At 65.2% G+C, this 23,246-nt stretch carries 17 protein-coding genes and 3 pseudogenes; 9 read left to right on the top strand and 11 right to left on the bottom strand.

Annotation, left to right across the window (positions count from 1 at the left end; genetic code table 11):
- Positions 1-12 precede the first annotated feature (12 nt).
- Complete coding sequence (locus IMT31_RS15255; protein WP_413543304.1) at positions 13-930, top strand: SURF1 family protein; 918 nt, start codon at positions 13-15, stop codon at positions 928-930.
- A gap of 454 nt (positions 931-1,384) precedes the next feature.
- Entirely contained in the window at positions 1,385-2,089 is a 705-nt protein-coding gene (locus tag IMT31_RS15250; RefSeq protein WP_413543303.1) for a C40 family peptidase, read from the top strand.
- Between the two features lie 499 nt (positions 2,090-2,588).
- Here the strand turns inward: IMT31_RS15250 and IMT31_RS15245 are convergent, their stop codons facing one another.
- Positions 2,589-3,113: a ubiquinol-cytochrome c reductase iron-sulfur subunit gene (locus IMT31_RS15245; RefSeq protein ID WP_413543302.1), complete on the bottom strand. Its 525-nt coding sequence runs from the start codon at positions 3,111-3,113 to the stop codon at positions 2,589-2,591.
- A 627-nt stretch (positions 3,114-3,740) separates the two neighbouring features.
- Between IMT31_RS15245 and IMT31_RS15240 the strand changes: the two genes are divergently transcribed.
- The 4 genes and pseudogenes from IMT31_RS15240 to IMT31_RS15225 all read left to right on the top strand — a co-directional run bounded on the left by IMT31_RS15240 (position 3,741) and on the right by IMT31_RS15225 (position 8,143).
- The gene (locus IMT31_RS15240; protein ID WP_347921957.1) at positions 3,741-4,394 is read left to right on the top strand and encodes a TlpA disulfide reductase family protein; all 654 of its coding nucleotides are present in this window, start codon (positions 3,741-3,743) and stop codon (positions 4,392-4,394) included.
- Between the two features lie 301 nt (positions 4,395-4,695).
- Positions 4,696-6,368, top strand: a pseudogene (locus IMT31_RS15235) (cytochrome c biogenesis protein ResB).
- A complete protein-coding gene (gene ccsB / locus IMT31_RS15230; RefSeq protein WP_347921954.1) occupies positions 6,317-7,453 on the top strand; it encodes a c-type cytochrome biogenesis protein CcsB in 1,137 nt (378 codons plus the stop codon). The pseudogene IMT31_RS15235 and the gene ccsB overlap by 52 nt, the downstream one beginning before the upstream one ends.
- A gap of 228 nt (positions 7,454-7,681) precedes the next feature.
- Positions 7,682-8,143 carry a hypothetical protein gene (locus IMT31_RS15225; RefSeq protein ID WP_413544448.1) on the top strand — a complete coding sequence of 154 codons (462 nt, stop codon included), beginning with the start codon at positions 7,682-7,684 and terminating at the stop codon, positions 8,141-8,143.
- 68 nt (positions 8,144-8,211) lie between these two features.
- Here IMT31_RS15225 and IMT31_RS15220 read toward each other — a convergent pair.
- Positions 8,212-8,415: pseudogene (locus tag IMT31_RS15220) on the bottom strand (transposase); the annotation flags it as partial.
- Here IMT31_RS15220 and IMT31_RS15215 point away from each other — a divergent pair.
- Positions 8,342-9,106: a transposase gene (locus tag IMT31_RS15215; protein ID WP_413543301.1), complete on the top strand. Its 765-nt coding sequence runs from the start codon at positions 8,342-8,344 to the stop codon at positions 9,104-9,106. The pseudogene IMT31_RS15220 and the gene IMT31_RS15215 sit on opposite strands and share 74 nt — an antisense overlap.
- A 286-nt stretch (positions 9,107-9,392) precedes the next feature.
- Positions 9,393-9,968: a recombinase family protein gene (locus IMT31_RS15210; protein ID WP_413543300.1), complete on the top strand. Its 576-nt coding sequence runs from the start codon at positions 9,393-9,395 to the stop codon at positions 9,966-9,968.
- Positions 9,969-9,975: 7 nt separating this feature from the next.
- On the opposite strand, the gene IMT31_RS15205 is transcribed toward IMT31_RS15210, so the two are convergent.
- The 4 genes from IMT31_RS15205 to IMT31_RS15190 form a co-directional block, all read right to left on the bottom strand.
- The gene (locus IMT31_RS15205) at positions 9,976-10,407 is read right to left on the bottom strand and encodes a hypothetical protein (RefSeq protein ID WP_345354527.1); all 432 of its coding nucleotides are present in this window, start codon (positions 10,405-10,407) and stop codon (positions 9,976-9,978) included.
- Positions 10,408-10,682: 275 nt separating this feature from the next.
- Positions 10,683-14,363 (bottom strand): MobF family relaxase, encoded by a 3,681-nt coding sequence (gene mobF, locus IMT31_RS15200; RefSeq protein ID WP_413543299.1) that lies wholly within the window; start codon positions 14,361-14,363, stop codon positions 10,683-10,685.
- Entirely contained in the window at positions 14,360-15,220 is an 861-nt protein-coding gene (locus IMT31_RS15195; RefSeq protein WP_413543298.1) for a hypothetical protein, read from the bottom strand. Before IMT31_RS15195 ends, mobF begins: the two co-directional genes overlap by 4 nt.
- An 800-nt stretch (positions 15,221-16,020) precedes the next feature.
- Positions 16,021-16,161 carry a hypothetical protein gene (locus IMT31_RS15190; protein ID WP_413543297.1) on the bottom strand — a complete coding sequence of 47 codons (141 nt, stop codon included), beginning with the start codon at positions 16,159-16,161 and terminating at the stop codon, positions 16,021-16,023.
- A 117-nt stretch (positions 16,162-16,278) separates the two neighbouring features.
- On the opposite strand from IMT31_RS15190, the pseudogene IMT31_RS15185 reads away from it, so the two are divergent.
- Positions 16,279-16,879: pseudogene (locus IMT31_RS15185) on the top strand (IS5 family transposase); the annotation flags it as partial.
- 40 nt (positions 16,880-16,919) lie between these two features.
- Here the strand turns inward: IMT31_RS15185 and IMT31_RS15180 are convergent.
- The 5 genes from IMT31_RS15180 to IMT31_RS15160 all read right to left on the bottom strand — a co-directional run bounded on the left by IMT31_RS15180 (position 16,920) and on the right by IMT31_RS15160 (position 23,073).
- On the bottom strand, positions 16,920-17,723 hold the full coding sequence (locus tag IMT31_RS15180; protein WP_413544444.1) for an ABC transporter ATP-binding protein: 804 nt from the start codon (positions 17,721-17,723) through the stop codon (positions 16,920-16,922).
- 187 nt (positions 17,724-17,910) lie between these two features.
- The gene (locus IMT31_RS15175; RefSeq protein ID WP_413543296.1) at positions 17,911-18,813 is read right to left on the bottom strand and encodes an ABC transporter permease; all 903 of its coding nucleotides are present in this window, start codon (positions 18,811-18,813) and stop codon (positions 17,911-17,913) included.
- Positions 18,810-19,562 (bottom strand): ABC transporter permease, encoded by a 753-nt coding sequence (locus IMT31_RS15170; protein WP_413544443.1) that lies wholly within the window; start codon positions 19,560-19,562, stop codon positions 18,810-18,812. The genes IMT31_RS15175 and IMT31_RS15170 overlap by 4 nt, the downstream gene beginning before the upstream one ends.
- Before the next feature lie 338 nt (positions 19,563-19,900).
- On the bottom strand, positions 19,901-21,367 hold the full coding sequence (locus tag IMT31_RS15165; protein ID WP_413543295.1) for an amidase: 1,467 nt from the start codon (positions 21,365-21,367) through the stop codon (positions 19,901-19,903).
- A gap of 731 nt (positions 21,368-22,098) precedes the next feature.
- Positions 22,099-23,073 carry an ABC transporter substrate-binding protein gene (locus IMT31_RS15160; protein ID WP_413543294.1) on the bottom strand — a complete coding sequence of 325 codons (975 nt, stop codon included), beginning with the start codon at positions 23,071-23,073 and terminating at the stop codon, positions 22,099-22,101.
- Positions 23,074-23,246 lie beyond the last annotated feature (173 nt).

The following is a 23,246-nucleotide window of genomic DNA, read 5'->3' as shown; positions in this document are numbered from 1 at the left end:
AGAGGACCCATTGTGAGGGCAGCCGCCACGGACCAGGCCCCGCGCGCCCGGTTGGACTTTCGGTTCTTGCTCTCGCTGCAGTGGCTCGGCGGCCTGGTCTTCTGCGCCGTCATCGCGGTCGCCTGCGCGTTGCTGGGACAGTGGCAGATGGACCGCCGGATGGAGGCGGTCGCGGAGATCAACAAGGTGCTCGCGAACTATGACGAACCCGCGGTCCTCCTGGCCCGCGACGCGGAGTTGTTCACCGGCTTCCAGGCCGAGCAGGAGTGGACTCCGGTCGAGATGACGGGTGAGTATCTCGAGGGAGACACGCGGATTGTCCGGAACCGGCCGCTGGCCGGCAAGCCCGGCTATGAGGTGCTGGTGCCCTTCCGTACGGACACAGGGGACGTGATCGTGGTCAACCGCGGATGGCTGCCGATCGGAAACGACACCCCTGGGCGCCCAGACATCGTCCCGGCTCCGCCCGAGGGCAGGGTCACGGTGGTCACCCGCGTCAAGCCCGGCGAACCAACCCTGGACCGGGACGCCCCGGAGAGACAGTTGCCCTCGATCGACCTTGCAGCCTTCGAGGAGAGCGTCGGCTACCCGGTCGCGGACACGGCGTACGGCCAGCTGGCCGACGAAACCCCCGCGCCGGCAACAGCCCTGCAGCAGCCATCCAAACCACCCCTGGACGAGGGCCCGCACCTTTCGTACTCGCTGCAGTGGTTCATGTTCGGGCTCATGAGCTTCATCGTGTGGGGCTACACCGCTCGGCAGAAGGCCGTCAACGACCGGGATGACCGCGAACTCGGGCTGACCGAGGACGACGGGTACCTCTCGGCGCACCGGCCGCCCCGGGTGCGTCCGGTCCGGCGCCGGGGCGGCAGGCCGACCGACGAGGAGGCCGAGGATGCACTCCTCGACGCGGCCGACCTGCGGCGGTAGTCGGCACGGGCCTGGCCCCGATGCGGACGGCGACCAACCCGGAACCCTGAGAACCTGATCGCCGGGCCAGGACAATGACCTCTCCGAGAGGCTGTTTCCCAGACCCGGATCGACGCGTTCAAGACGCAGGGCGAAGTAGCCCAGCGCGGATCCGATGAGGATGGGTCTCAAACCCCGGGATTGACAGGCCGACCCTGCGGCGCGGAAGGGAGGTGCACCTTGAAGGTTCCGTGAATGTCGCCTCCCCACCTCGGCCACCGCCCGTGCTCGCCGCCGTGGCGGAAAGGCGGCAGAAAGACGGCGGAAGGGTGCTGTTGCCGAATTGCAGAAAGGTAACAATCGTGTATCGTCACATAACGTTCTGGTCACGGAACGTGCCGCCTTGGGGCCACTCTCCCGCTGCGGCACACAAAGCCCAGAGCGTCGCCTACACCAACGTCTACTGAGGGAATCCATGTCCTACCCCACCCGCCGTGCTCGTCTCGAGTCCGAGAAGCAGGCCCGCCGTTCTCACCGCCGCCGTTCGCTTACGATGGGCGCGGTCGGCCTGACCACCGTCGTGGGTGCCACGGTGGCGGGCATGGGCCCGGCCGCCTCCAATGAGGGCGCCTACTCCGCTCCCACTGGCTCCACCGCCAATGCCTGGACTTGGGAGTCCGAAACCCCAACCGAAGCGCCCCGCTCTTCCGAGGTTCACACGCACTCGTCCGCGACCAGCGACGACCCGGCCAAGGACATCCAGCGGGCCTCCTACTCCACCGCTTCCTCCAGTAGTAGTACCGGTTGGGGAGCGGCCGTGCAGTGGGCCACCGCCAAGGCCGCCGATCCGAGCGTCGGATACGTCTGGGGCGGCAACGGCCCGACCGGCTACGACTGCTCCGGCTTCACCCAGAACGCCTTCGCGCAGGCCGGCATCGAGCTGCCCCGGAACTCCAAGGCCCAGTACTCGGCCGCCAGCCAATACGTCTCCCTGGACAACCTCCAGGTCGGCGACCTGGTCTTCTGGTCCAACAACGGATCGGCCTCCGGGATCTACCACGTGGCCATGTACATCGGCGACGGAAAAATCGCCCACGCCCGCAATCCTCAGATGGGGGTGGCCGTGACGGATGTCGACTACAGCCCGTGGAACATGATGGGTACCGCCGCCCGCTACTGAGCAGTCCGGCACCCCCGGCCTCGCGTGGCACCGGCCTGCGGGGCCGTTGAAACCCAGCCCCTGGCGCGTGGTCATCGGGTCGCGTATGGGATAAGGGTCTTCGCCGTCGACCACGCGCTCAGCCAAGGGAGCCAGAACGAGGACCAGGGCGACTATCACGAGTACCGCGAGGAACGAGAATACGTAGCACCTCCTTGTCGCAAGATCGGGATGAGCGAGGTTGCTGCGGCCGTGCGCCTGGACCAGGAACCGGATTAACGGCGCCAACATCGCCCGCACCAAGAGCTGGAGGTTGATCTGTCGCTGCCTGGCCGTCCGCGGACATCGCAGACCAGACTAGGTGCGCCACACTCGCCCCGGCGGTCGAACGGCGTTGCACCCTCACCAAAAAATGGCGCCGTCTGGCTGGTTGTGACCAGCTCGCGTTCATCTACCACGTCGCTATTACCGTTGCCGCATCCTCACCTGGCTACGCGCATGAGGCAGACACGTTCGCGTCTTAGATCCTCACCATCACCATGTCGTCGTCCACGGTGGCAGTGAACTCGGTCAGTGGTTTCTGGGCCGGGCCGCCGTAGGGCACACCCGTGGTCACGTCGAAGTGCGAGCCGTGGCAGGGGCAGGCGAAGGTGGGTCGGCCCCGGTCTTGGTCCGGTGCCACCGTGCACCCCTGGTGTGTGCACTTGGCGGAGAAGGCACGCACCGTGTCCTCAGATTCGCGGTGCAGCAACAAGGTGCGGCCCTCGATGGACACGGACGCCTGGCTGCCGACTGGCAGGTCTCCGGCAGGGAGGGCCGGAGCGGGCGAGCCGCCGGGGTGCCGTGACGGTGCGCTGGCCTCGGCCTGGAGGTCGCCCGTGCAGCCTGTCAGGCCCACGGTGGCGACTACTCCCACCGCGCCGACGGCCGCACTGCGTCCCAGGAAGGTCCTGCGGGAGATGCCGCATCCGCCACAGGCAGTCTCGCCGTCGCGGCAATCTGAGGCGGTGGGGGTCCCAGAGGTGGGATCGATCGTGGAAGTCATCCGATCATTATCCGCTGTTCGTCTCTGACTTGTGGATACCCATGACGTGCTTCATGTGAGTTGACTGAGTCCTGCAGCCGTGCCGCCAACGGGGCCCGCCAGGCCGATGCCACCGCGCTGTCCTTCGTCGAGAAGTCCTTCGACAGGCACTGAACTCTCTCTCATGCACCACCTGTGATCCACTGGGAACAGACGGTGACTGAGGCGGCCCGGGTCCTGCGACCGACCAGGTTGTTCGTGGGATGCGACCTGTTCGCCTCGCGCGCCGCAGGCAGCATGTGGTCGACCGCTCGGCGCACCGGCTCATCGAACCGGCCGCGTTCGCACCGACCTTGTGACACGCGTCTTGATCCGGTCCGCCTCCGGTGCTTCCGCGGTGGCCGGATCCTGCGCTTCATCGCGCAGAAGCCCACCACCGTCCAGGCCGAACGATGGATCAACAGGTGTACACACTGAGCAGGGCCGGACGGAGCTCTCGTCCCCGCCGCCAGCAACGCAGCGCCCGTGCCGCCCGGCCTGGCATCTTGCCGCGACGGGGATGGCGTGTTGCGGATTCCGCCCAGTCTTCTACGAGCTGTAGAATTCCAGTGACGTCCTGTCCCGATGGAGAGATACCGGAAGTACGCCATGTCCTGTACCCAGCATTCCCGCGAGCCCTATCCCCCGACGCTTGTCTCCCTCGGACGGCTGGGACGGCGTCGGGTGCTGGCCGGCCTGGCCGGGGTAGTGTCCCTGCCGTTGTTGGCGGCCTGCAGCTCGGATGACCCGCTGGCCGCCCAGGCCGGGAACAGCGACGGCAAGAACTACATCGCCGGCGACGGGTCAGTCCTGGAGATCGCCCCGACCGAGCGCGGCGAGCCGGTGCAGTTCAGCTCCACCCTATTCTCCGGGGAACCGATCAGCACGCAGGACCTCGCCGGGGACCCAGCGGTGCTCAACTTCTGGTATGCCGCCTGCGCCCCGTGCCGGGTGGAGGCCCCCGACCTGCAGGCCCTCCACGAGCAGTTCGCCCCCGCCGGCGTGCGATTTCTGGGCATCAACGTCCGCGACACAGTGGCCACGGCTCGGGCCTTCGAACGCAACTTCGGCATCACCTACCCCTCCGTGGAGGACCTGAACGGCCAGGTGTTGCTGGCCATGACCGACTACGTCCCGCCGCAAGCCGTGCCCACGACAATCGTGCTGGACCGGTCGGGCAGGGTCTCGGCACGCATACTGGGGATCGCCGAGCGCTCCACACTTGAAAGCCTGATCACCACCGTGTTGGACGAGCAGTCCTGAGCGCCCCCATGGTCCGTCGAACCTCCCGGCCCAGCGCCCCGATCTGGGTGCTGATCGTGTCGGGCCTGCCGGCAGTCCGCAGGCCGCGGAATGCCTGGGGCGTCGAACTGCAGACCCGGTTCGCCAGTGAAGTGGGGCTGCCGATTTGAGCCAGCACGACAACGTGAGGGCCAGCCGGGACGAAGCGGCCCGCGCCGGCATCCTCCCCGCGGCAGGACCCCCGGCCCCAGACGGTGGCCCCCCGCGGCAGCGCCAGAACGTGGAGCTGCCCGCACTGGGATTCAAGGGATCTCTGCGGTTCATGTGGACCCAGTTGACGTCCATGCGCACCGCACTGATGTTGTTACTGCTGCTGGCCGTGGCAGCCGTGCCGGGCTCGTTGTTCCCGCAGCGTCCGGCCGGCCCGGAGATCGTCAACCAGTACCTCGAGGACAACCCCGTCCAGGGTGAATGGCTGGACCGTTTCCAGATGTTCGACGTGTACTCGTCCGTCTGGTTCTCGGCGATCTACATCCTGCTGTTCGTCTCCCTGATCGGCTGCGTGGTCCCGCGGGCCGTCAAACACGCCAAGGACCTGCGCTCCGCCCCGCCGCGGACCCCCGCGCCGGCTGAGTCGCCTGCCCGAGTACGGCAAGGTGCTCCTCGAGTCCCCCGGTCCGGCCCCAGCCGTTGCGGTGGAACAGGCCGCACGGATCCTGAAGAAGCGCGGCTACCGCACGGATGTCCGCGAGGAGCCCGACGGCGGCGCTTCCGTGGGTGCCGAACGCGGCTACGTGCGCGAGATCGGCAACATCGTCTTCCACCTGTCCCTGATCGGGGTGCTGGCCTTTATGGCCGTGGGCGGTCTGCTGAGCTACTCGGGGCAGAAGATCCTCGTGGAGGGCGAGGGCTTCGCCAACACCCTGGTGTCCTACGACGCCTTCACCCCGGGCGGGGCCTTCTCGGAGGACAGCCTGGTTCCGTTCTCCATGACGTTGGAGAGCTTTGAAAAGGTCTTCGACCGGGAGTCGGAGACCCACTACGGCCAGCCCCTGGACTTCACCGCGACAATGACGGTCCGGGAGGGTCCCGAGGGCCAGGTCGAGGAGAGGGTCCTCAAGGTCAACCAGCCGCTGGACTTCGGTGGGACCCGGGTCTACCTTGTCGGCAACGGCTACGCACCGGAGATCACCGTGCGGGACGGCAACGGGGACATCGCCTTCCAGGGACCCGTCGTCGGCCAGGTCCAGGACGAGGTCTACACCTCGCTACTGACCATCAAGGTCCCGGACGCCCAGCCTGAGCAGCTGGGCTTCGTCGGGTTCTTCCTGCCGACCGCCTACACGGGGGAGGACGGCGTGGCCGTCTCGATCGACCCTGAACTGTACAACCCGGAGCTGAACCTGAACTCCTACTCCGGGGACCTCGGCCTGGACGAGGGTGAACCCCAGAACGTGTACGTGCTGGACACGGACGACCTCACCGAGCTGAACAACCGAGACCTTGAATCCGGCGGCATCACACTGAGCCTGGGAGAGTCCTACGACCTGCCCGAAGGTAAGGGCTCCATCCGTTTCGACGGCGTCAAGCCCTACGTCGGCCTGGACATCCTCTACGATCCGGGCAAGTGGGGCGTCGGCATCTTCGCCGTCCTGGCCCTGGTGTCCCTGGGCGTGAGCCTGTTCGTGCGCCGCCGCCGCGTGTGGGTCCGTAGCGCCACCGGCCCCGACGGGTCCACCATGGTGGAGTACGGTCTACTCGCCCGCGGCGAGGACTTCGGCCTGCGCGAGGAGAACGTGAGCCTGCGCCGCCAGTTTGAGAAGACCTGGCCCGTGGTCGCCCCGGAGGACGCCTCGGGTGAACCCGGCCAGTCCGACGATCACCAGGCAACATCATCCACCGCCGGGACCACCGGCGCCACCGAGAACCGACCGGAGTAACCCATGCCCTCCATCAACCTGCAGTTGGCCAGCTACAGCGACCTGTTCATGCTGATCGCTGCACTGGTCTACGCCGCGGCCTTCATCGTTTTCGCCATCGACATGGCGACCTCGTCCAAGACCATCCGCACCCTCGAAGCCGAACTGGCCGAGGGCCAAAAGGCCACCGGCAGCACCGAGGAATCCGTCGGAACCCCGGCACACCACCAGCAGTTGGTGGAGGCCAGCGTCCTAGGCTCGGCAACCGGGACCGGCACTACGGCAGTACCCGTCTCCCGCACCCCGGCAGATCGCCGCGGCGGGTCCGGCACCGCCTCCGACGACGGACTGGACGGTGGCCTGGTCGATGACGACATGGCCTACCTGGGCTCCACCCGGCGCCCGGCCGCGAACGTCGCGGTGGCGCTGATGGTCATCGCCGCCATGCTGCATGCCTTCGCGGTGGTCGCCCGCGCCGTGGCCGCGTCCCGGGTGCCATGGGGCAACATGTACGAGTTCTGCACCACCGGCGCAGCGCTGGTCTCCGTGGTCTACCTGCTGTTCATGATCCGCAAGGACCTCCGGTTCCTGGGGACCTTCGTGTCCGGCCTGGTCGTGATCATGATGTGCGCCGCGACCATCGGGTTCCCGACCCCGATCGCGCACCTGCAGCCGGCCCTGCAGTCCCCGTGGATCGTCATCCACGTGTCCATAGCCGTGCTGTCCTCAGCCCTGTTCACCCTGACCTTCGCCATGAGCGTCCTGCAGCTCATCCAGAGCCGGCGCGAGGCCAAGACCCGGGCCGGCAGCACCCCGGGGCTGGCGTTCATGCGGCTCGTGCCCTCCGCCCTGAGCCTGGAGAACTGGTCCTACCGCATCAACGCCGTGGGCTTCGTGATGTGGACCTTCACCCTGATCGCCGGCGCCATCTGGGCTGAGCAGTCCTGGGGCCGCTACTGGGGCTGGGACACCAAAGAAGTATGGACCTTCGTGATTTGGGTGATCTACGCCGGCTACCTGCACGCCCGCGCCACCCGCGGCTGGACCGGGGAACGCGCCGCCTGGCTCTCCATCATCGGCTACGCCTGCATCGTCTTCAACTTCACCATCGTCAACACGTACTTCCCCGGCCTGCACTCCTACGCCGGCCTCCCCTCGTAGGAGTGCAGAAGTGCACCGGCAACACTGATCCACCGGCACGTCTGCTCACCGAACAGCTCGGTGAGCTCCACCGACGATGGGTTCCTCCCGGTCCAGTAGCCGACCGGCTCGGGCCACGTGATCATGCGTTGCAGCACGGAACAGTCCACGGTTGTGACGGACCTTGATTGGTGCCGCAGTGCCCGACCAATGGTCTCCCGGATGGAGCATTCGGGAGACAATGGAGTCATGTACGCCCCGATCGACCTCCAGACTTCCTACGTCACCCAATGGATCGGCACACTCCTGGCGATCGCGGGGCTGGCTGTCCTCGCCCACGGGCTATGGCGCCGCAAACGCTACCAAACCCACTTGGACGACGAGGACGCCCGCTACGCCGGACCTGGACGGTTGAAAGATGCCGTCCGCGAGGGATTCGCCGGGGCAGGAATCCTCGTCATCGGCCTGACTGCTCTCGCCTACGCGGTCTACGGAGATATCACCACCCAGACCAACATCCAGGAGAACGTCGCCAAAAAATACGGCGTTGAATCGGTGGAGGACAAGGGGTGGCGCGGCAATGCACTCCGTGCTGATGTCACCATGCCGGACGGCACCGTCCACCAGGACGTCCTCATCATCTTCGAGGACTCCGGCGAACCGCAGATCAATCGCGACCTGAGCGGCGACGCCACCGACGGCACCGAGTAGGTCGCATCGGAGGTCCACGACCGCGCACCGTGGCCAGTGCGCAGATGTTCTCCCGGCCCCATGTACCGTCCGCGGACCGCCGAGGCTGGGTGGGCGCTGGTGGAGGACTTCACCGCGACGACGTACGGGATGTCCCGGTCGGTGAGCCCGAGCCGGAAACCGGTGCACTCGCCGTAGCCGGCATCAGCGGCCAGCGCCGTGCTGACCGCGGCGCCCGAGGCCGTGCGGGCCAAATATCGGGGCCAGACCAGCGAAGCGCGGGCCAAGGCCATGGCCGCCACCCGTCCCGCCGGGAACATCGTGGACCCCGCCCATGCGACAGCCGTCACCCTCAAGCGGATGGCGGCCCGCCACAACTTTCTGAGCGCCGATATCGAAGACATCGATGCCGAGCTCGCCGCCATCGTCGCCGAGCATGCCCCGGCCCTGTTGGAGATCAACGGCGTCGGCACGGCGGTGGTGTCCCAGCTGCTGGTCACCATCGGCGACAACCCCGAGCGCCTGGCCAGCGAGGCCCAGTTCGCCGCGCTGACCGGCACCGCGCCGATCCCCGCGTCATCGGGCAAGACCACCCGGCACCGACTCTCCCGCGGCGGCGACCGGGCCGCGAACGCCGCGATCCACCGGATCGTGCTGGTGCGCATGGCCCATGACCAACGCACCCGGGACTACGTGGACAAACGCACCGCCCATGGCAAGGGCGAGCTGGAGATCATGCGCTGCCTCAAACGCTACGTGGCCAGGGAGGTCTACCGTGTCCTGCGCAACCCCCGGCCCGCACCGGCTACCGAGGACCTGCGACCGCGCCGACTCGCCCTGGGTCTGACCCAGGTCCGGGTGGCCCGGGAACTGGGTACCTGGCCCACCTCGATCTCACGACTGGAACGCGCCCAATCCCGCGACCGCGACCTCGTCAGACGCTACCGGGAATGGCTCGAAGAACAACCAAAGATAAGCGCTTGACAAAGATAGGAGCATCATCAGTGCCGTCGACGTCTGAAAGTGACACCAGTCCCACGGAACACCATGTTCTGCACGGGAAACCCAGGCCGTCCGGTAGGCGACCCCAAACGAACAGTGTCGAAGTCACCCTGGCGATCCGTGAAGGTGACTTTTGACATCCGTGCGGTCGGCTTCTGAAAAGGACATTGCAACTGCAAATATAGCGCTATTTTGTCTCAATCACCTGTCTCATTCGCTACTGTCTCAACTAGGGAAAAACAGTCGAGTTGTTGAGAAAGGAGCAAGGATGGCGAGTCTGGGGTATGCGCGGGTCAGCACGGTGGAGCAGAATGCGGACTTGCAGATCCGCGCCCTCAAGGACGCGGGGTGCCGGAAGGTCTACACAGACCACGGCGTCAGCGGAACGAAGGTCAAGCGACCGGAGTTAGAAAAACTGCTGGAATATGCCCGGAGCGGGGACGAGCTCGTGGTGTGGAAGCTCGACCGGCTGGGACGGAACACCCGCCAGCTACTCGACCTCGTGGATTCCCTCGAAACTCGCGGCATCCACTTCCGGTCACTGACCGAGGGGATCGCCACGACCGGACCGATGGGCAAGGCCATGCTCACCATGATGTCCGCCTTCGCCCAACTCGAGCGGGACCAACTGGCCGAACGCACCAAGGCCGGCATGAAGGCAGCCGAGGCCCGAGGCCGCAGGGGTGGGCGACCCAGCGTCACCCCCGAGACCGAGAAAGTCCGGCAGGCCGGCCAGTACCGGCACGCTGGACTCACCCCACCGGAGATCGCCAAGCTGCTCGGGGTCAGTCGGGCGACCGTGTACCGCTACCTGGCCCTGATGGCTAATGAGGCCACCGCATAGGCACCGATCAGTTGTCGGGGGTTTCGACCCCGTCGGGGACGATCAATTTGCCGCCCCACTCCTTCTGCATGTCTTTGAACGCAGGCCAGTATTCGTCGCGGTATGAAGTGGCGTGGAGTTCCCAGTTGTTGTCAGCGAGGATTAGGTCACGTCCGGCGATGCCGTAGTAGCCGGGGAAGCTGTCGTCGATCTTCAGTGGTTCCTCTCCCTCTGGAACCACGGACAGGTACAGCTCCTCGCCCTCCCCGACGTCCAAGGTGCAGGTGCGTGACGAAAACGGAGGCACACCGTTGTAGGCCGGGTGGAGTTCCTGGGCTTCTTCAGAAACCTCACATCCAGTGATTTCTCCGAGCTGACCGACACCTTCGTTGGCGTCCACGAAAGCCGTGTCTGCAGAGCAGGCACTCAACAGCGGCAGAGAGACCACCGAAATGGCCACGAGTTTAGTTGTACGGCGCATAAAAACTCTCTCCAGGGGAATAGTGCGAAAGTGAGGCCTCGCGGGCCCGAACAGGGCACGGCGTCCAGCAGGTTCTTGTCATCAGGACGTTACAGCTTCGACCTTGCAGCCCTGCACTGAGCTTGCTGACCGAGGTCCGTAGCCGCCGCCGCGCGTCTTCCAAATGCCCCGTCCCTTGGCATGTTCTCGCCCAGGACTTGAGAGCGATCAGGCGCGCGATCCTTGACCTGAGCGAGTTTGAGTCCAGCGGGAAGCTATAAGCCCCGGTCTCGACCGTCATCTCGGCTCCGGTCCGGGCGACGCTGTGCGACTTCTTCCTCGAGGGGCCGATGGTCGATCCGAGCCGGTTCGAGGTTGATCCAGTTGTCCGACAGCACCGACACCAGCGCATCGTGGCGGGCATCGCGGCGCTCTGGACCGTTGTCCGGGTTTGGGTGCAGGGCGGTGTAGGCGGCCTGGTGGTAGCGGGCGGTGTTGTCCTTCTCGGTGGGGGTCTTGCCCAGGGCGGTGTCGGCGTCGTCCTGCCCGGATACGGCCCGCCAGACGAGCACGTCGGCGGCCGCGGCACGGCGTCCGGCCGGGTCGGGGTGATGCTGGGTGAGTTCGTCGTACCAGGCGGGTGGGTCGGCCTCGATCCGGTTCAGCCGGCCGTCCAGCTCCCGGTGAATCCGGTTCACCAGGTCGGCGGTGACCCCGCGCTGGCTCTCGGGCTGGTGCTGGGGCATGGAGAGCGGCGTGTCCTCGGTGCGGGGGGTGCAGCGGGCCAGGACCTCCGGCACGGCATCCTCGGGGGCGGTCTCGCCGTGGTGGTGGAGGGCGGGGTCGGCCTTGGCCAGCTGGGGCCAGGTCGCGGCCTCACTCAACCGGGCCACCGTCTCCGGGTCGTCCCCGTAGGTGGCCTGAACCCATTCGTGCGTCCGGGCCGAGCGGGCGGCCCACTTGAGGTAGTCCAGTTCGTGAACCATCCGGCCCAGGTCATTGGACCAGGCACGCTGTTGGTCGCGGACCTCGTGGGCGGTGTGCTCGGCGGATTCCCGTTTGAGCACGCCCTCGAGGACGGTCACCGGACGCTCGGCCGGTGGAGTCTCGGTGAGCAGTCCCCACTCGTCCGGAGAGTGCGCCTCGTGATCGACGCCGAAGTCGACGTAGGCGTGGTTCGCCTGCCGCCCGCGGGTCATCGCCACATAGAACAGCTCTCGGGACAGTCCGGCCTTGGCCACGGCGTGGGCCGAATCCACGGTGACGCCCTGGGAGCGGTGCGCGGTGGTGGCGTAGCCGAGCTCCGTGGAGGAGGCCAGATAGTCCGGGTCCAGGGTCACCGCTCCCCCGGTGCTCTCGTTGCGGGCCACGGCGGAACCATCGGGGTTGATCCCGGTCAGGGTCAACCGGGTGCCGTTGGCGATGAACGCCCCGGTCTCATCACGCAGGGACCGGTCGTTGCGGCGGGCCAGCACCAAATCCCCGGCCCCGGCGGCCGCCTCACCGCGCAGGATGACGGCGTGTTCGACGTCCACGTCGCCACTGGCCCCCAGGTCGGCTTGGGCGCGGGTGTTCAGCTCGGCCACGGTCGCGTTGTCCGAGGCGATCAGGATCGTAGACAGCCCGGCCCGCTTGTCCGCCAGCCATGCCGAGTACGCAGAGTCGGCCGCGTCCTCCCCCGGGGCCCCGTGGATCCGGCCATTCGCGGCGTACTCGCTGAGCACGGTGGGGTCGCCGGTGCGCAGGCGCAAGGAGGCCTCCCGTTCCCACTCGTTCCGGAACCGCCACACCATGTCCAGGCGCTCCGGAGCGGCCTTGCGGTCCATCCAGCCCAGGAATCCGCCGGCGTCCACGGCCTCCAACTGGGCCGGATCCCCCACCAACAGCACCTTGGCCCCGGCGGCCTCGGCTTGCCGGGCCAGCTCGGCCAGCTGAGCGGTGGAGACCATCGAGGCCTCGTCCACGATCAACAGCTGGTTCTCGGCCAGGGTGCAGCGGGCATGGGCGGCGTGCTGCTCGGCCAGCTTCGCCGCCAACCGTTCAACGCTGGCCACGGTCCGGTCACTTCGCGGCCGGGCCTGGAACTGGTGCAGCTGAATGGAAAGCTGTTGGACGCGCTGAGCACGGCGGGCAGCTCCGTCCCCCACGGACTCATACATCCACTTGGTGGTGTTCTCGGTGGCCACCCCGAGTTCATCCCCAAGGACCCCGGCTGCCACCGCCGAGGGCGCCAGACCCACCACGGAGGACTCCCCGTGGGCCTCGGACCACAGCTGGGCGACGGCGGCCATGGTGGTGGTCTTGCCAGTCCCGGCCGGACCGATGATCGCCTGCAACGCCGTCGGGGAGGACAGGACAGCCGCAGTGGCTCGGGCCTGATCATCGCTCAGCAGGTGACCGACAGCGGTGGCCACCTTCGTGACCTGCTCGGTGACGGTGTCCGGGTCCAGGTGCGGGCCGGCCGCCTCGGTGGCCCGACCGATGAGGTAGGCCTCGTCGTCGATGACCTGCCGGGTGGTCCACAGCCCGGCCTTGCGCTGATGATCGAACACGGATTGGCCGTGGTGGGACACGGCCGGGTCCTCGGTATCCGGGACGATGGAGCGGGTCGGGGTCAACTGCACGGCCTGGGCCAGGGCGGTGTCCACGAGCCGGTCGGTGGCCGCGTGCCGCTCCGCGGCGGTGCGGTAGCGCACCAGCCGGGTGATGCGTTCGGCCGAGGCGGTCACGTTGGCTCGGGTGAAGGTGGCCCGCCGGGTGGCCGCGTCGGCCAGAGTCCACCGGGCCAACTGTCCGATGACGCCGTCCGTGAGCTGGTCGGGGGTGATGGTGGTGTCGGCGCGGCCGACGGCATTGGCCACCACGGTAGCTGGGTCGTTGCCGGTGGCCATGGACCGTTCCCGCCAGCCGACCATCTTCTCAGCCAACGACAGAGACTGGTCTTGCTTCGGGGTGCGGGTTTCCAGGGTGGCCTGCTGTCGTAGCTGGAGCAGGGTGGCGGCCGTGGGTCGCTGTCCGTGGTTAGTGGTCCAGTCGGCTATCAGTTCATCGGTGCGAGCCTCGATGGCCCGGCTCCTGGTGGAGAACTCCTGGATCAGGTTGTCCGGGACCCCGGCCAGCTCGACCCGGTGGCCGGCGGTGTCCGGTTGGGCGGATACATCCTCGGCGGTGGCCATGGACAGGGCATCGGCCAGTTGCTGGCCGTCCTCGGAGCGGGACTCGGGCAGGGCACCGATCTGCTGGTGGAGCCGGTCGAACAGCAGCGAGTTGTAAGTTTCAGAGATGGCCACCACGTGCCGGTGCAAGGTATAGCTGTCCAGGGTGGCCCACTGGCCGTCCAAGACCCTCTGGACCCGGTTGGAGATGACGGTGTGGGTGTGCAGCTGCGGGTCTCCGGACCGGGAGTCCCAGTGGTGGAACTGGCTGGCCACCAGCCCAGTCACCGGCACATGGGCCACCCCGCCGTGCCCGGCCCGGGATTGCAGGACGTAGGCCTCGACCCAGGCCAGGGTCTCGTTCATCGCCTGCTCGTGGGCCTGCTGGATCTGGCCCTGCAGCGACGGGCCGGCCAGGGCCCACAGTGCGGACACGGACTTGGGCACCGAGAAGGTCAGGTCGAATCCGGCCACCGCCTCCCGGGTGGCCTTGGCCGTGCGCCCAGCCGGGGTCTTCGCGTCCTGCGGTGTTACCTGGCTGGCCATCGGGGCACGACCCAGCAGGTTCTCGGTGCCGGGATCGCGCGCCTGCTCGTAGACCATGACCGCATGGGTGCGGGTGACCTCCTGTCCGGCGGCCAGAGAGGTCCCGGCCAGCCCGGAGCCGACCCAGCGTCCGGCCGGGGCCTTGGCCTCGGTGTAATAGGCGGTCAGGTCTTGGCGTCCGTGGTGATGCTCGTCGCCGGTGGCCACGGAGTCCAGGTAGTAGGCGATGGACATCTTCGAGATCGAGACGGTCACCGGACACCCCCCGCCGTGGCCGCCTGTCCAGCCGCTTGTCCGGTCACCGGGGCCCGGCCACGATTGCCGGACGGGTCGGCCACGGCCTGCCGGAACCGGGTCCAGGTGGCCAGGATGTCCTTGTCCACGGCGGTGGCCGGCTGGCCACCGGTGGCCTTGTACAGCCGCTTGCACAGGGTGTTCCACTGCCGGACCACGCCTTGGAGTTGCTGGCGTTCGGTTGCGGCTAGCTCGGCGGCCTCGGACAGCTCCTGGTACCTGGCGGACAGCTGGCCGTATTTGTCCTGCAGGGTGGCCAGCTGTTGGCGCAGGCCGGCTACCTCGGCAGTGGCCACCCGAGCCTCGGCCGTGGCGGACCAGTTCCGGCGCAGCACGGACAACTCCCTGCTGGCCGTGGCCAATCGTTCCCGGACACCGGCCGCGTTGTTGGCCTGGCTAACCAGGGCCCCCGCCGCTGACCGCCGCGCTTCGGCCAACTCGGCGCGCAGCCAGGCGACCTCCCGGTCACGGCCCCAGAGGCGGCCACGACTCTGGGCCAGTGCCGTCTCGGCCTGGACCAGCTGGGCGGACACGACGGCCAACAGGTCCCGTGCGGTCGCCCTCTTGCTGGTGGTCGCAGCCGGACGGGTCCGGCCACGGGAGCCAGCCTTCTGGCAGGCCGCATCGCAGAACCGCTTGTTCTTCCGGCTGACCTTCGGCAACCGCTTTCCGCAGCTCTCGCACCGCCGCCCAGACGGCGCAGCGGGCTGGCCGTAGGCCTGGCGGCGGCAGTCCTCGTCGCAGTAGCGACGGTTCGCTCGGGCGCCCTCAGGCAGCGGTTGGGTGCAGTTCTGGCACCGGCGCACGATGTCTTCCATGTCCCGAGTTCGTCGCTGGCTGGGGTCCGCGTATGTCAGAAACCCGGACACAATGTCTGAGAGTGCACCTTGGTGCCAGAGGTGTGATGACTAAGTGCCTATTTCGCTCGTCGGAGCGGAACTCTTGTTGGGCTGGTGGCGCTGCGGCCGGATCGGCGCATAGATCGCCGGCATAGCCTGCTGGACCTGATCCACGCGAAAAGTCGAGCAGGATCGATCTGGAATTCGTTGTGAAGGCTCACGGAGATACTAGGATTTCGTGGCCGCAGATTCTTGGCCTGCTGCGGTGATCTCGAACACTGGGCGACTGGCGTCCTCCCTTCAAAGGTCCGACGATGACGCCGCAAATCCTGCCCACGCGTGTGTCACATGGCGCCCCGTCACCGGTCAGGTCACCGGACGGGTCTTGCGCGATTCAGAGCGTGGTGCGCTGGCGTCAGTCCAGGTCAGCATCGAGTGCGTCCGGTGGGGGTTCGGCTATCGGTGCACCCTTCGATCGCGCGGAGACGCCCCAACCAGTCGTCGCCCGTGGCTCTTGACCAGGGCCCCACGCGCGCGGCGATTTTGCGCAGCGGACCATGGGGGGGGTGGGGATTCGTGGTGTTGGCAGTCGTCCTGGTCGTCCAAGGGTGCCTGCCAGCGCCAGGTCAGGGCCGCGGCGGGGAGCGTGAAGACCGTGAAGAAGGACGCAAGGGTCAGATACATCCAACCGTCGCCATCGAACAGGCCGGTAGTCCCGACTTTGGCGGCGAACCCGTCCGCGACAGCCAGCATCCACAGCACGAACAGCAAGGCCAGCGTCAAGTGGAAGGAGTCTCGATACCCGCGGTCGCGTCATGAGCCGAGCCGAGATGCTCGACGATCTGACGCACCCCACGGCGCTTCTCCACGAGCTGGACCGCGGTCGCCCCGGAAGCGGTCTTCACCCGCCGGATGTACATCCAAACAGCCTAGAACCCCCGACCGTTAGTGCCCCACCCCGCAACCAAGAACCCCGGAATCATGCGGAACTGGGCGCCAAAAACGAGCGAATCACCGAACAGTGAGCCAAGTCGGGTGCGCATCAGCACGCGACGAACACCACGCGCCCCGACCAGGACACAGGGGGCCGTGTTGAATCACAAGAATCTGCCCGAAGATGACGTCGAGCCGGCTGGTCACGGCATTGGCCGCTCCCGCGGCGGGCTGACCACGAAGATCCACCACGCCGTCGATGGCCATGGACTGCCGCTGGCGATCATGGTCACCGGAGGCCAGCGCAATGACGGAGCCATGCTCGAGCAGGTCCTGGACGACATCCGGGTTCCCGGGGTTGGCGGCGGACGGCCTCGCGTCCGTCCAGGCGCGGTCCTGGCAGACAAGGCCTACGCCAGCGGGGTGAACCGGCGCATGCTCCGCGCCCGCGGGATCCGGGCCGCGATCCCGGAGAAGAGCGATCAGATTGCCGCACGCAAACGCAAAGAGTCCAAGGGCGGTCGCCCGCCCGCGTTCAATGCCGACAACTACAAAGACCGCAACGTCGTCGAGCGGTCCTTCGCCCTGATCAAGCAATGGCGCGGTGTCGCCACCCGCTACGACAAACTCGCCATCACCTACCGAGCCGGCGCGGTCCTCCATGCCTGCCTCACCTGGGCCGCCCTATTGGGAGACATGCCCTAGACCGTAGGGGTAGCTGAAAGCTAGGGATTGCCAGAAGGCCCTATTGTGATCTACTGGCGATGGAGTCCTCGGGGCGGAAGCCCTTCTTGGCGAGCTGGATCTGCTCGTAGACGTGGTGACGCAACTCGGCGAAGCGCTTGGAGGAACGGGTCTCGAGCTGGTCGCGCTCGGCCGGCAGGTCGATCAGCAGGTCCTCCTGGATCACGGTGGGCGAGGAGGACAGGATGATGACGCGTTCACCCAGGTAGACCGACTCATCGATGTCATGGGTGACGAACAGGATGGAGACGCCGAGCTTCTTCCAGACGCTGCGGACCAGGTCCTCGAGGTCGGCGCGGGTCTGGGCGTCCACGGCGGCGAAGGGCTCGTCCATCAGCAACACCTGCGGCTGGTAGGCCACGGCGCGGGCGATCGCCACGCGCTGCTGCATGCCGCCGGAGAGCTGCCAGGGGTAGGACTTGGGCACGTGGGCCAGGCCCACGGCCTCCAGCGCGTTGTCCACGAGTTCGTCCCGCTGGGCCTTGTCCATGCCGGCGTTCTTCAGGGGCAGCTCCACGTTGTCCCGCACCCGCATCCAGGGGAACAGGGACCGGCCGTACTCCTGGAAGACCACCGCCATGGACTTCGGCGGCCCGGTGACCTTCTTGCCATGCAGGGTGACCTGACCGGCACTGGGCTCCAGCAGGCCCGCGATGCACTTGAGCAGGGTGGTCTTGCCCGAGCCGGAGGGGCCCACCAGGCAGGCCAGCTGGCCCTGGGGCAGATCGAAGGTCAGGTTCCGCACGGCCTCGATGTCACCACCGTCCGTGTGATAGACCTTCTTCATGTTGCGAACGGCCAGCATGGCCTCGCCGTCTGGAAGGGTCTTGCCCACGGTGATGCGCCCGTCCGGGGTCTCGGCCACGCCGCCCTGGGAGACGACGCTGCCTGCGGTGAAGGTCTGGTCAGAAGTCATGGTGGCTTCCTTTTCGGTGTGAGACTCGGGGGATGAATCGGCGTGCACTGGGTCGGGGCTAACGGATTCGGTGGGATCAGGCTGCATTCTCGATCTCCCTCAGGCCGTGGTACCAGCGCAGCACGTTGCGCTCGATCAGCTGGAAGATGAAGGACATGATCACGCCGATGATGCCCAGCAGCACGATGCCGGACCACATCTCCGGGATCGCGAAGGAGCGCTGGAACTGCACGATCGTGAAACCCAGGCCCGAGGAGGCGGCGAACATCTCGGAGATCACCATCAGGATCAGCGCGATCGAGAGGGACTGGCGGATGCCGGCCATGATCTGCGGCATGGCCGAGGGCAGGATCAGGTAGCGGACCCGGTTCAGGCCCTTGATCCCGTACGTGTGCGTGGTGTCCGCCAGGACCTCGTCCATGGACCGCACACCCTCAATGGTGTTCAACAGGATCGGCCAGACCGCACCGGAGATGATCACCGCGATCTTCATGTCGTCCCCGATGCCGATCAGCAGCATCAGCACCGGGATCAACACGGTCGACGGGATCGCCCGGAAGAACTCCAGGGTCGGCTCGGTCAACGCCCGCAGCCAGCGGACGGAACCGATCAGCAGGCCGCCCACGATGCCGATGGTCACCGAACCGGCGATGCCCCAGAGCAGGCGGGTCAGGGACGGCAGGACATCCGTGGTGATCCGGTCCCCGGTCCAGGTGTCGAAGAAGGTCTCGAACAACAGGGCGGGCGTGGGCACGAAGAAGTTCTTCTCCCCGAAGGCCGTGGAGAAATACCAGATCAGCACCAGGATCACGGGCAGTGCGGCGATGAAGAACAGGCTCCTGGCCACGCCGACGGCGCGCTTGGACCCGGCGGACCTCCTCTTCACCGGGGACGACGCCGGCGCCGACCGGGAGGTGCCCGGTCCGCCTGCCGCTGGGGTCAGGTTGACGGTTGTGGCGAGGGGGGCATCGGCGCTCATTTGGCGACCTCCGTTCGGACCGAGGAGTGCCACGAAAGCACCCGGCGTTCGATCATGCGCATGACCAGGTTGATGATGACGCCGAGCAGGCCGGTCGCCAGGATGAGGGCGTACATCGCCACGTAGGAACCACCGGACTGGGCCTTGGCGATCTCAGCACCCAGACCCGGGTTGCCGATGATCAGCTGGGCCGTGATGGCCAGGATCAACGCCACCGCCGAGGCCAGACGCACCCCGGTCATCAGGTACGGCAACGCCGTGGGGAAGATGACGTACCGCAGCCGTGCCATCGGGCCCAGCCCATAGGACCGGGCGGTGTTCATGGCCACGTTGTCCACGTCCGCCACCCCGTACAGGACCTGGATCAGCACCTGCCAGAAGGACGCGTACACGATCAGCAGCAGCGCCGACTCGATCTGCACGCCGAACAGCAGCACGGCCAACGGGATCAACGCCACGGACGGCACCGGGCGCATGAACTCGATGGTCGAGTTGGTGAACCGGCGCAGGAACGTGGACGAGCCGATCACAAAGCCCAGCACGGACGCCGCGATGCACGCGATCAGCATGCCCAGCAGCCACTGCCACATGGTGTCACCCACGGCCTGCCAGAACGCCGTCAGCCCCAGGTTGCGGAACAGGTCTGCGATGGCAGCCGAGGCCGGCGGCAGGAACGTCGGATTGACGATCCCCGTGCGCGGCAACAGCTCCCAGATCACCAGGAAGCCCAGCAGGCCGATCAGACCCAGGGACTTGGTGCCCCAGTTCCGGCGCGGCTTGCGCTTGGCCCGGGACGGCCCGGACGACGACGGCCGCCCGGTCACCCCGGTCTGCGCCACCGAGGAGGCGGGCGCGGCGGGATCCGGCCGCGTGGGGATATCGAGGCCGGCCACGGTGGCCGCATCGACGTGCCTGCGGGTGTCACCCCGCAGCTGGTCTGGGCGGGCCGCGGCCTCGAGCCGGTGCAGGCGCTCGATCTCCGTCTCCCGCTGAGGATACCCGGACGCATGCAAGCCGCGCGGGCCTGGTGCGCCGATGGACGGTACTGGTTCAGTCATCGCTCGAGGTGCTCCGCTCGTGACAGGACTTACAAGGTTCTCTGGACATAGGGGGACGAAGTCGCGTTCAATCTCGTAACTGCCTTCTCTAGTGCCGCTGCTGTGTCGAGGAGTTTCTGTTCCTCTCCAGGCTTTCCCACGAGCTGCACAGAGCCAGGCATTTTTGCTCCATGGACTAGAACGGGAACACTGATCGCAGGTAAATCGAGCAGGCTCCAAGGAACGGTGAATGATTTCAATGCTTCGCGCACCGTAGTCCAACCAGCTTTATCAGCCAGAGTACGTTGTCCAATTAGAGGGGCCTCAATAGGCACTGTAGGTAAAATTAAAACATCGACAACGGATAGTCTTTCTAGGGCTTGACGGCGCAACCGAGCCCGAGTTTGTTGTGCTTGAACATATTCCCACCCTCTCACTTCGGAGGCAACAGAGAGTTGATTGAGTATTTCCGGGTCGAATAATTCTGGGGCGCTCTTCACACGAGTTTCATGGATCGCATATGCCTCAGCAAATAGAATATTTTGATGCGGCTGTGCGCATTCATCTACTTCTGGAATGCACGTTTCCGACATCGAGGCCCCCGAATCTGTCAGAGTCTCGATGGCAAACTGAAGTGCTTCGACCTGAGTACTGCTCGCTACTCTCTCTGTCAGATCGCACTTCACTTCGCTGATGCGAAGTTGTGCGGCCCGCCCCGGCTCCGGAAGCAAACTCGGTGACCAAATCGGACGCCTGATTCCCTCCTGAGTAGATTTTGTCGAAAGTGCCCACCAGGCAACGGCAGTATCAGAAACCGCCCTGGCCAAGGGGGACACCACATCTAATGAGTGTGACAAGGGAAACACCCCCTCCACGCTCACCAGCCCAGCGGTCGGACGTAAACCCACCACCCCGCACAAAGCTCCGGGAATCCTCACTGATCCCGCAGCATCGCTACCCAAAGCTATCGGTACCAATCCAGCCGCTACAGCAGCAGCAGAACCACTACTCGAACCGCCGGTGACACGAGAGGTATCCAGCGGATTCAGTGCCGGTCCTGTAAATGCGCGATCGCCCGTTGGCCCAAAAGCAAACTCATGGGTGTGGGTTTTCCCCAGAATGACCGCTCCGGATCTACGTAACAGCATTACCGCGTCGGCATCAGCATCCGGGACGTGATGAGCAAAATGCCGCGATCCCATGGTTGTCCTCAAACCACTCGTAGCCATCAGGTCTTTCACGCCAACAGGAATTCCGTGCAGAGGTCCGAGGTCGTGCCCCAACGCTAGTTCTCTATCAGCATCCCGTGCCGCCCGCCTTGCGCCCTCCGGATCCACGGTGATAAAGCAGTTCAGTTCTGTTCCATACTCATTGACTGCTTCAAGAGACTGCTCTGTTACTTCCAGCGCTGTGGTCTCCCTTCGTCGGATTCTCTGAGCCACCTCGAGAACGGATGCGTCCCCAAAGGGACCCACACTTGCTAGTGACACTGCAGTCAAAATGGTCTCCTTACTCACGGCTCCGGGACCGTTCCCAACGTCAAACGGAGGCATGTAATGGAGGTAACGAAAAATACGGAACCACTCGTTCCAACCATGATCGTTTTCTCTTATGGAACCGTATGCCTACTTCGTGACCCAATCTTTGGGAGATGCCTAAGCTCATTGAAGCGCGCTCACCCCGGTGTCATCCACCTGGTTCACAAACAAAGACGAACCAAAATTGAACAGACACCAGCGATGTTGCTCAGATGCCGATCCTCAGGTGACTGCCGCAGAACGACGTTTATCTTTCGCTCGAGCCGCATTTCTTTGTGGACGTGGGGACGTCATTCAGTGAAGCGCTTCAGCGAACGGGTTCCGAGTTGATCGCCCTATTTGGGCAGGTCAATCCGTAGGTCTTCCTGCATCACCGTCGGGCAAAAGGGAGAATGTTGACTCGCTCACCAGGCTGGACCGGATCGTCGATGACATGAGTGATGAACACAATGGCCATACCAAGATTCGCCCAGAACGGATAAAGCACTCCAGGTCCTCACGACTTTGCTCGTCAACGGATGCGCACGGTTCATCCCCTACACGCTTCTCGTTACCACTGTTTGCAGATGAAGCGCCGCATTTGTCAATGTGGACGTCAGAACCGTGCTCATGGACGTTTCAGATTGCCACAAATGAGCCCCTCAGCGGGCAGGCGACGCAGCGTCTACCCACGGCTCCACCCGCTTGGTGGTTGCTATATCACCGAGTCGTCAGATTCCATCCAACAGCAGATCTTCCAGGTTCGGCGCCTCAGATATAGTTCCGTACTTGGCTGCCGCCTCACCGAGTTCACGAACCGCGTCACGATCAAAAGAAGTTGGGAAATCGTTCAGCACAATCTGCTCGCGCAGTTCTGGGTCAATTGTGGTGTACTCCGCGGTGATTGCTCGTACTTCCTGGGGATTGGCCTCGGCATACTCGTGTGATTTACGCATAGCATTCTGAAACTTCTCTACGATTTCGGGTTCATCTCGGACCATCTCGCTCGTAGTGAAGTAGCCTTCGATATGCGTATTCGGATGAAAATCTGCATAGTTATAGGTAACGACACGAGCCCCCTCATTGAGGGCCTGGGTTAGAAAGGGTTCCGCAATCCATGCAGCATCCATTTGATTGCTAGCTAACGCTGCAGGTGCATCTGGAAACGGAACTTCCATAAATTCGATTGCCGATTCATCTCCACCATCTTGTTCAACAATGCTTCGGATGGTGGTGTCTCCGATATTCTCCAGTGTATTAACTGAGACTGTCTTTCCGGCCAAGTCCGCAGGCCTCTGAATAGGTGAATCCTCCGGAACGATTACCGCTGTTGAATCTTCTTCTGGGTTACCCGTAGAAGCAGACCCGGTGGTGACCACTTTCATATCCAAGCCTTTATCGTTCGCCACCATGATCGAGACGAGGTTACTGTCTGCGAAATCAAAGCTGCCGTTGGAGACCGCAGGCACTGCCGCTGCTCCCCCCACTGTACGCTGGATACTAAGGCGAAGTCCCTCTTCCTCAAAAAATCCTTTTTCATTCCCGAGGTGAATTGGCGCATTACTAGTAATGGGAATTACGCCCACTGTGATCTCAGTTAGGGAAGTGTCGTTAGCTGTAGGCACGTCTTCAGAGCTTCCGCAAGCAGTTGCGGTTAGTACCAGCGCAGCACCGGCAACCATGCCCGTCAACAGTTTTCTCTTCATTGTCACTCCTATGTGTCTTGTCTAATATTTCCAACTCTGGCCGCCAAGCCACAGTCCTGCGTAAGGCTGACAAATCGAGTGTTCGGCCGCACGCCGGGAGGGTCAGTGATTAAGCTCAGAAGGCACCGAAGTTCCCGAACAGGTCGCCCCTGACATATAAGCCCAAGCGTGAT

This window comes from Citricoccus nitrophenolicus, assembly GCF_047305825.1.
Classification (GTDB): Bacteria; Actinomycetota; Actinomycetes; order Actinomycetales; family Micrococcaceae; genus Citricoccus; species Citricoccus nitrophenolicus.
This window is presented reverse-complemented; position numbering and strand designations above follow the sequence as displayed.

Excerpts from the sequence above, each read along its gene's own strand:
- IMT31_RS15250 (WP_413543303.1), top strand. The coding sequence starts at position 1,385 with ATGTCCTACCCCACCCGCCGTGCTCGTCTCGAGTCCGAGAAGCAGGCC.
- IMT31_RS15245 (WP_413543302.1), bottom strand. The coding sequence starts at position 3,113 with ATGACTTCCACGATCGATCCCACCTCTGGGACCCCCACCGCCTCAGAT.
- IMT31_RS15240 (WP_347921957.1), top strand. The coding sequence starts at position 3,741 with ATGTCCTGTACCCAGCATTCCCGCGAGCCCTATCCCCCGACGCTTGTC.
- ccsB (WP_347921954.1), top strand. The coding sequence starts at position 6,317 with ATGCCCTCCATCAACCTGCAGTTGGCCAGCTACAGCGACCTGTTCATG.
- IMT31_RS15225 (WP_413544448.1), top strand. The coding sequence starts at position 7,682 with ATGTACGCCCCGATCGACCTCCAGACTTCCTACGTCACCCAATGGATC.
- IMT31_RS15210 (WP_413543300.1), top strand. The coding sequence starts at position 9,393 with ATGGCGAGTCTGGGGTATGCGCGGGTCAGCACGGTGGAGCAGAATGCG.
- IMT31_RS15195 (WP_413543298.1), bottom strand. The coding sequence starts at position 15,220 with ATGGAAGACATCGTGCGCCGGTGCCAGAACTGCACCCAACCGCTGCCT.
- IMT31_RS15190 (WP_413543297.1), bottom strand. The coding sequence starts at position 16,161 with ATGTACATCCGGCGGGTGAAGACCGCTTCCGGGGCGACCGCGGTCCAG.
- IMT31_RS15180 (WP_413544444.1), bottom strand. The coding sequence starts at position 17,723 with ATGCTGGCCGTTCGCAACATGAAGAAGGTCTATCACACGGACGGTGGT.
- IMT31_RS15175 (WP_413543296.1), bottom strand. The coding sequence starts at position 18,813 with ATGAGCGCCGATGCCCCCCTCGCCACAACCGTCAACCTGACCCCAGCG.
- IMT31_RS15160 (WP_413543294.1), bottom strand. The coding sequence starts at position 23,073 with ATGAAGAGAAAACTGTTGACGGGCATGGTTGCCGGTGCTGCGCTGGTA.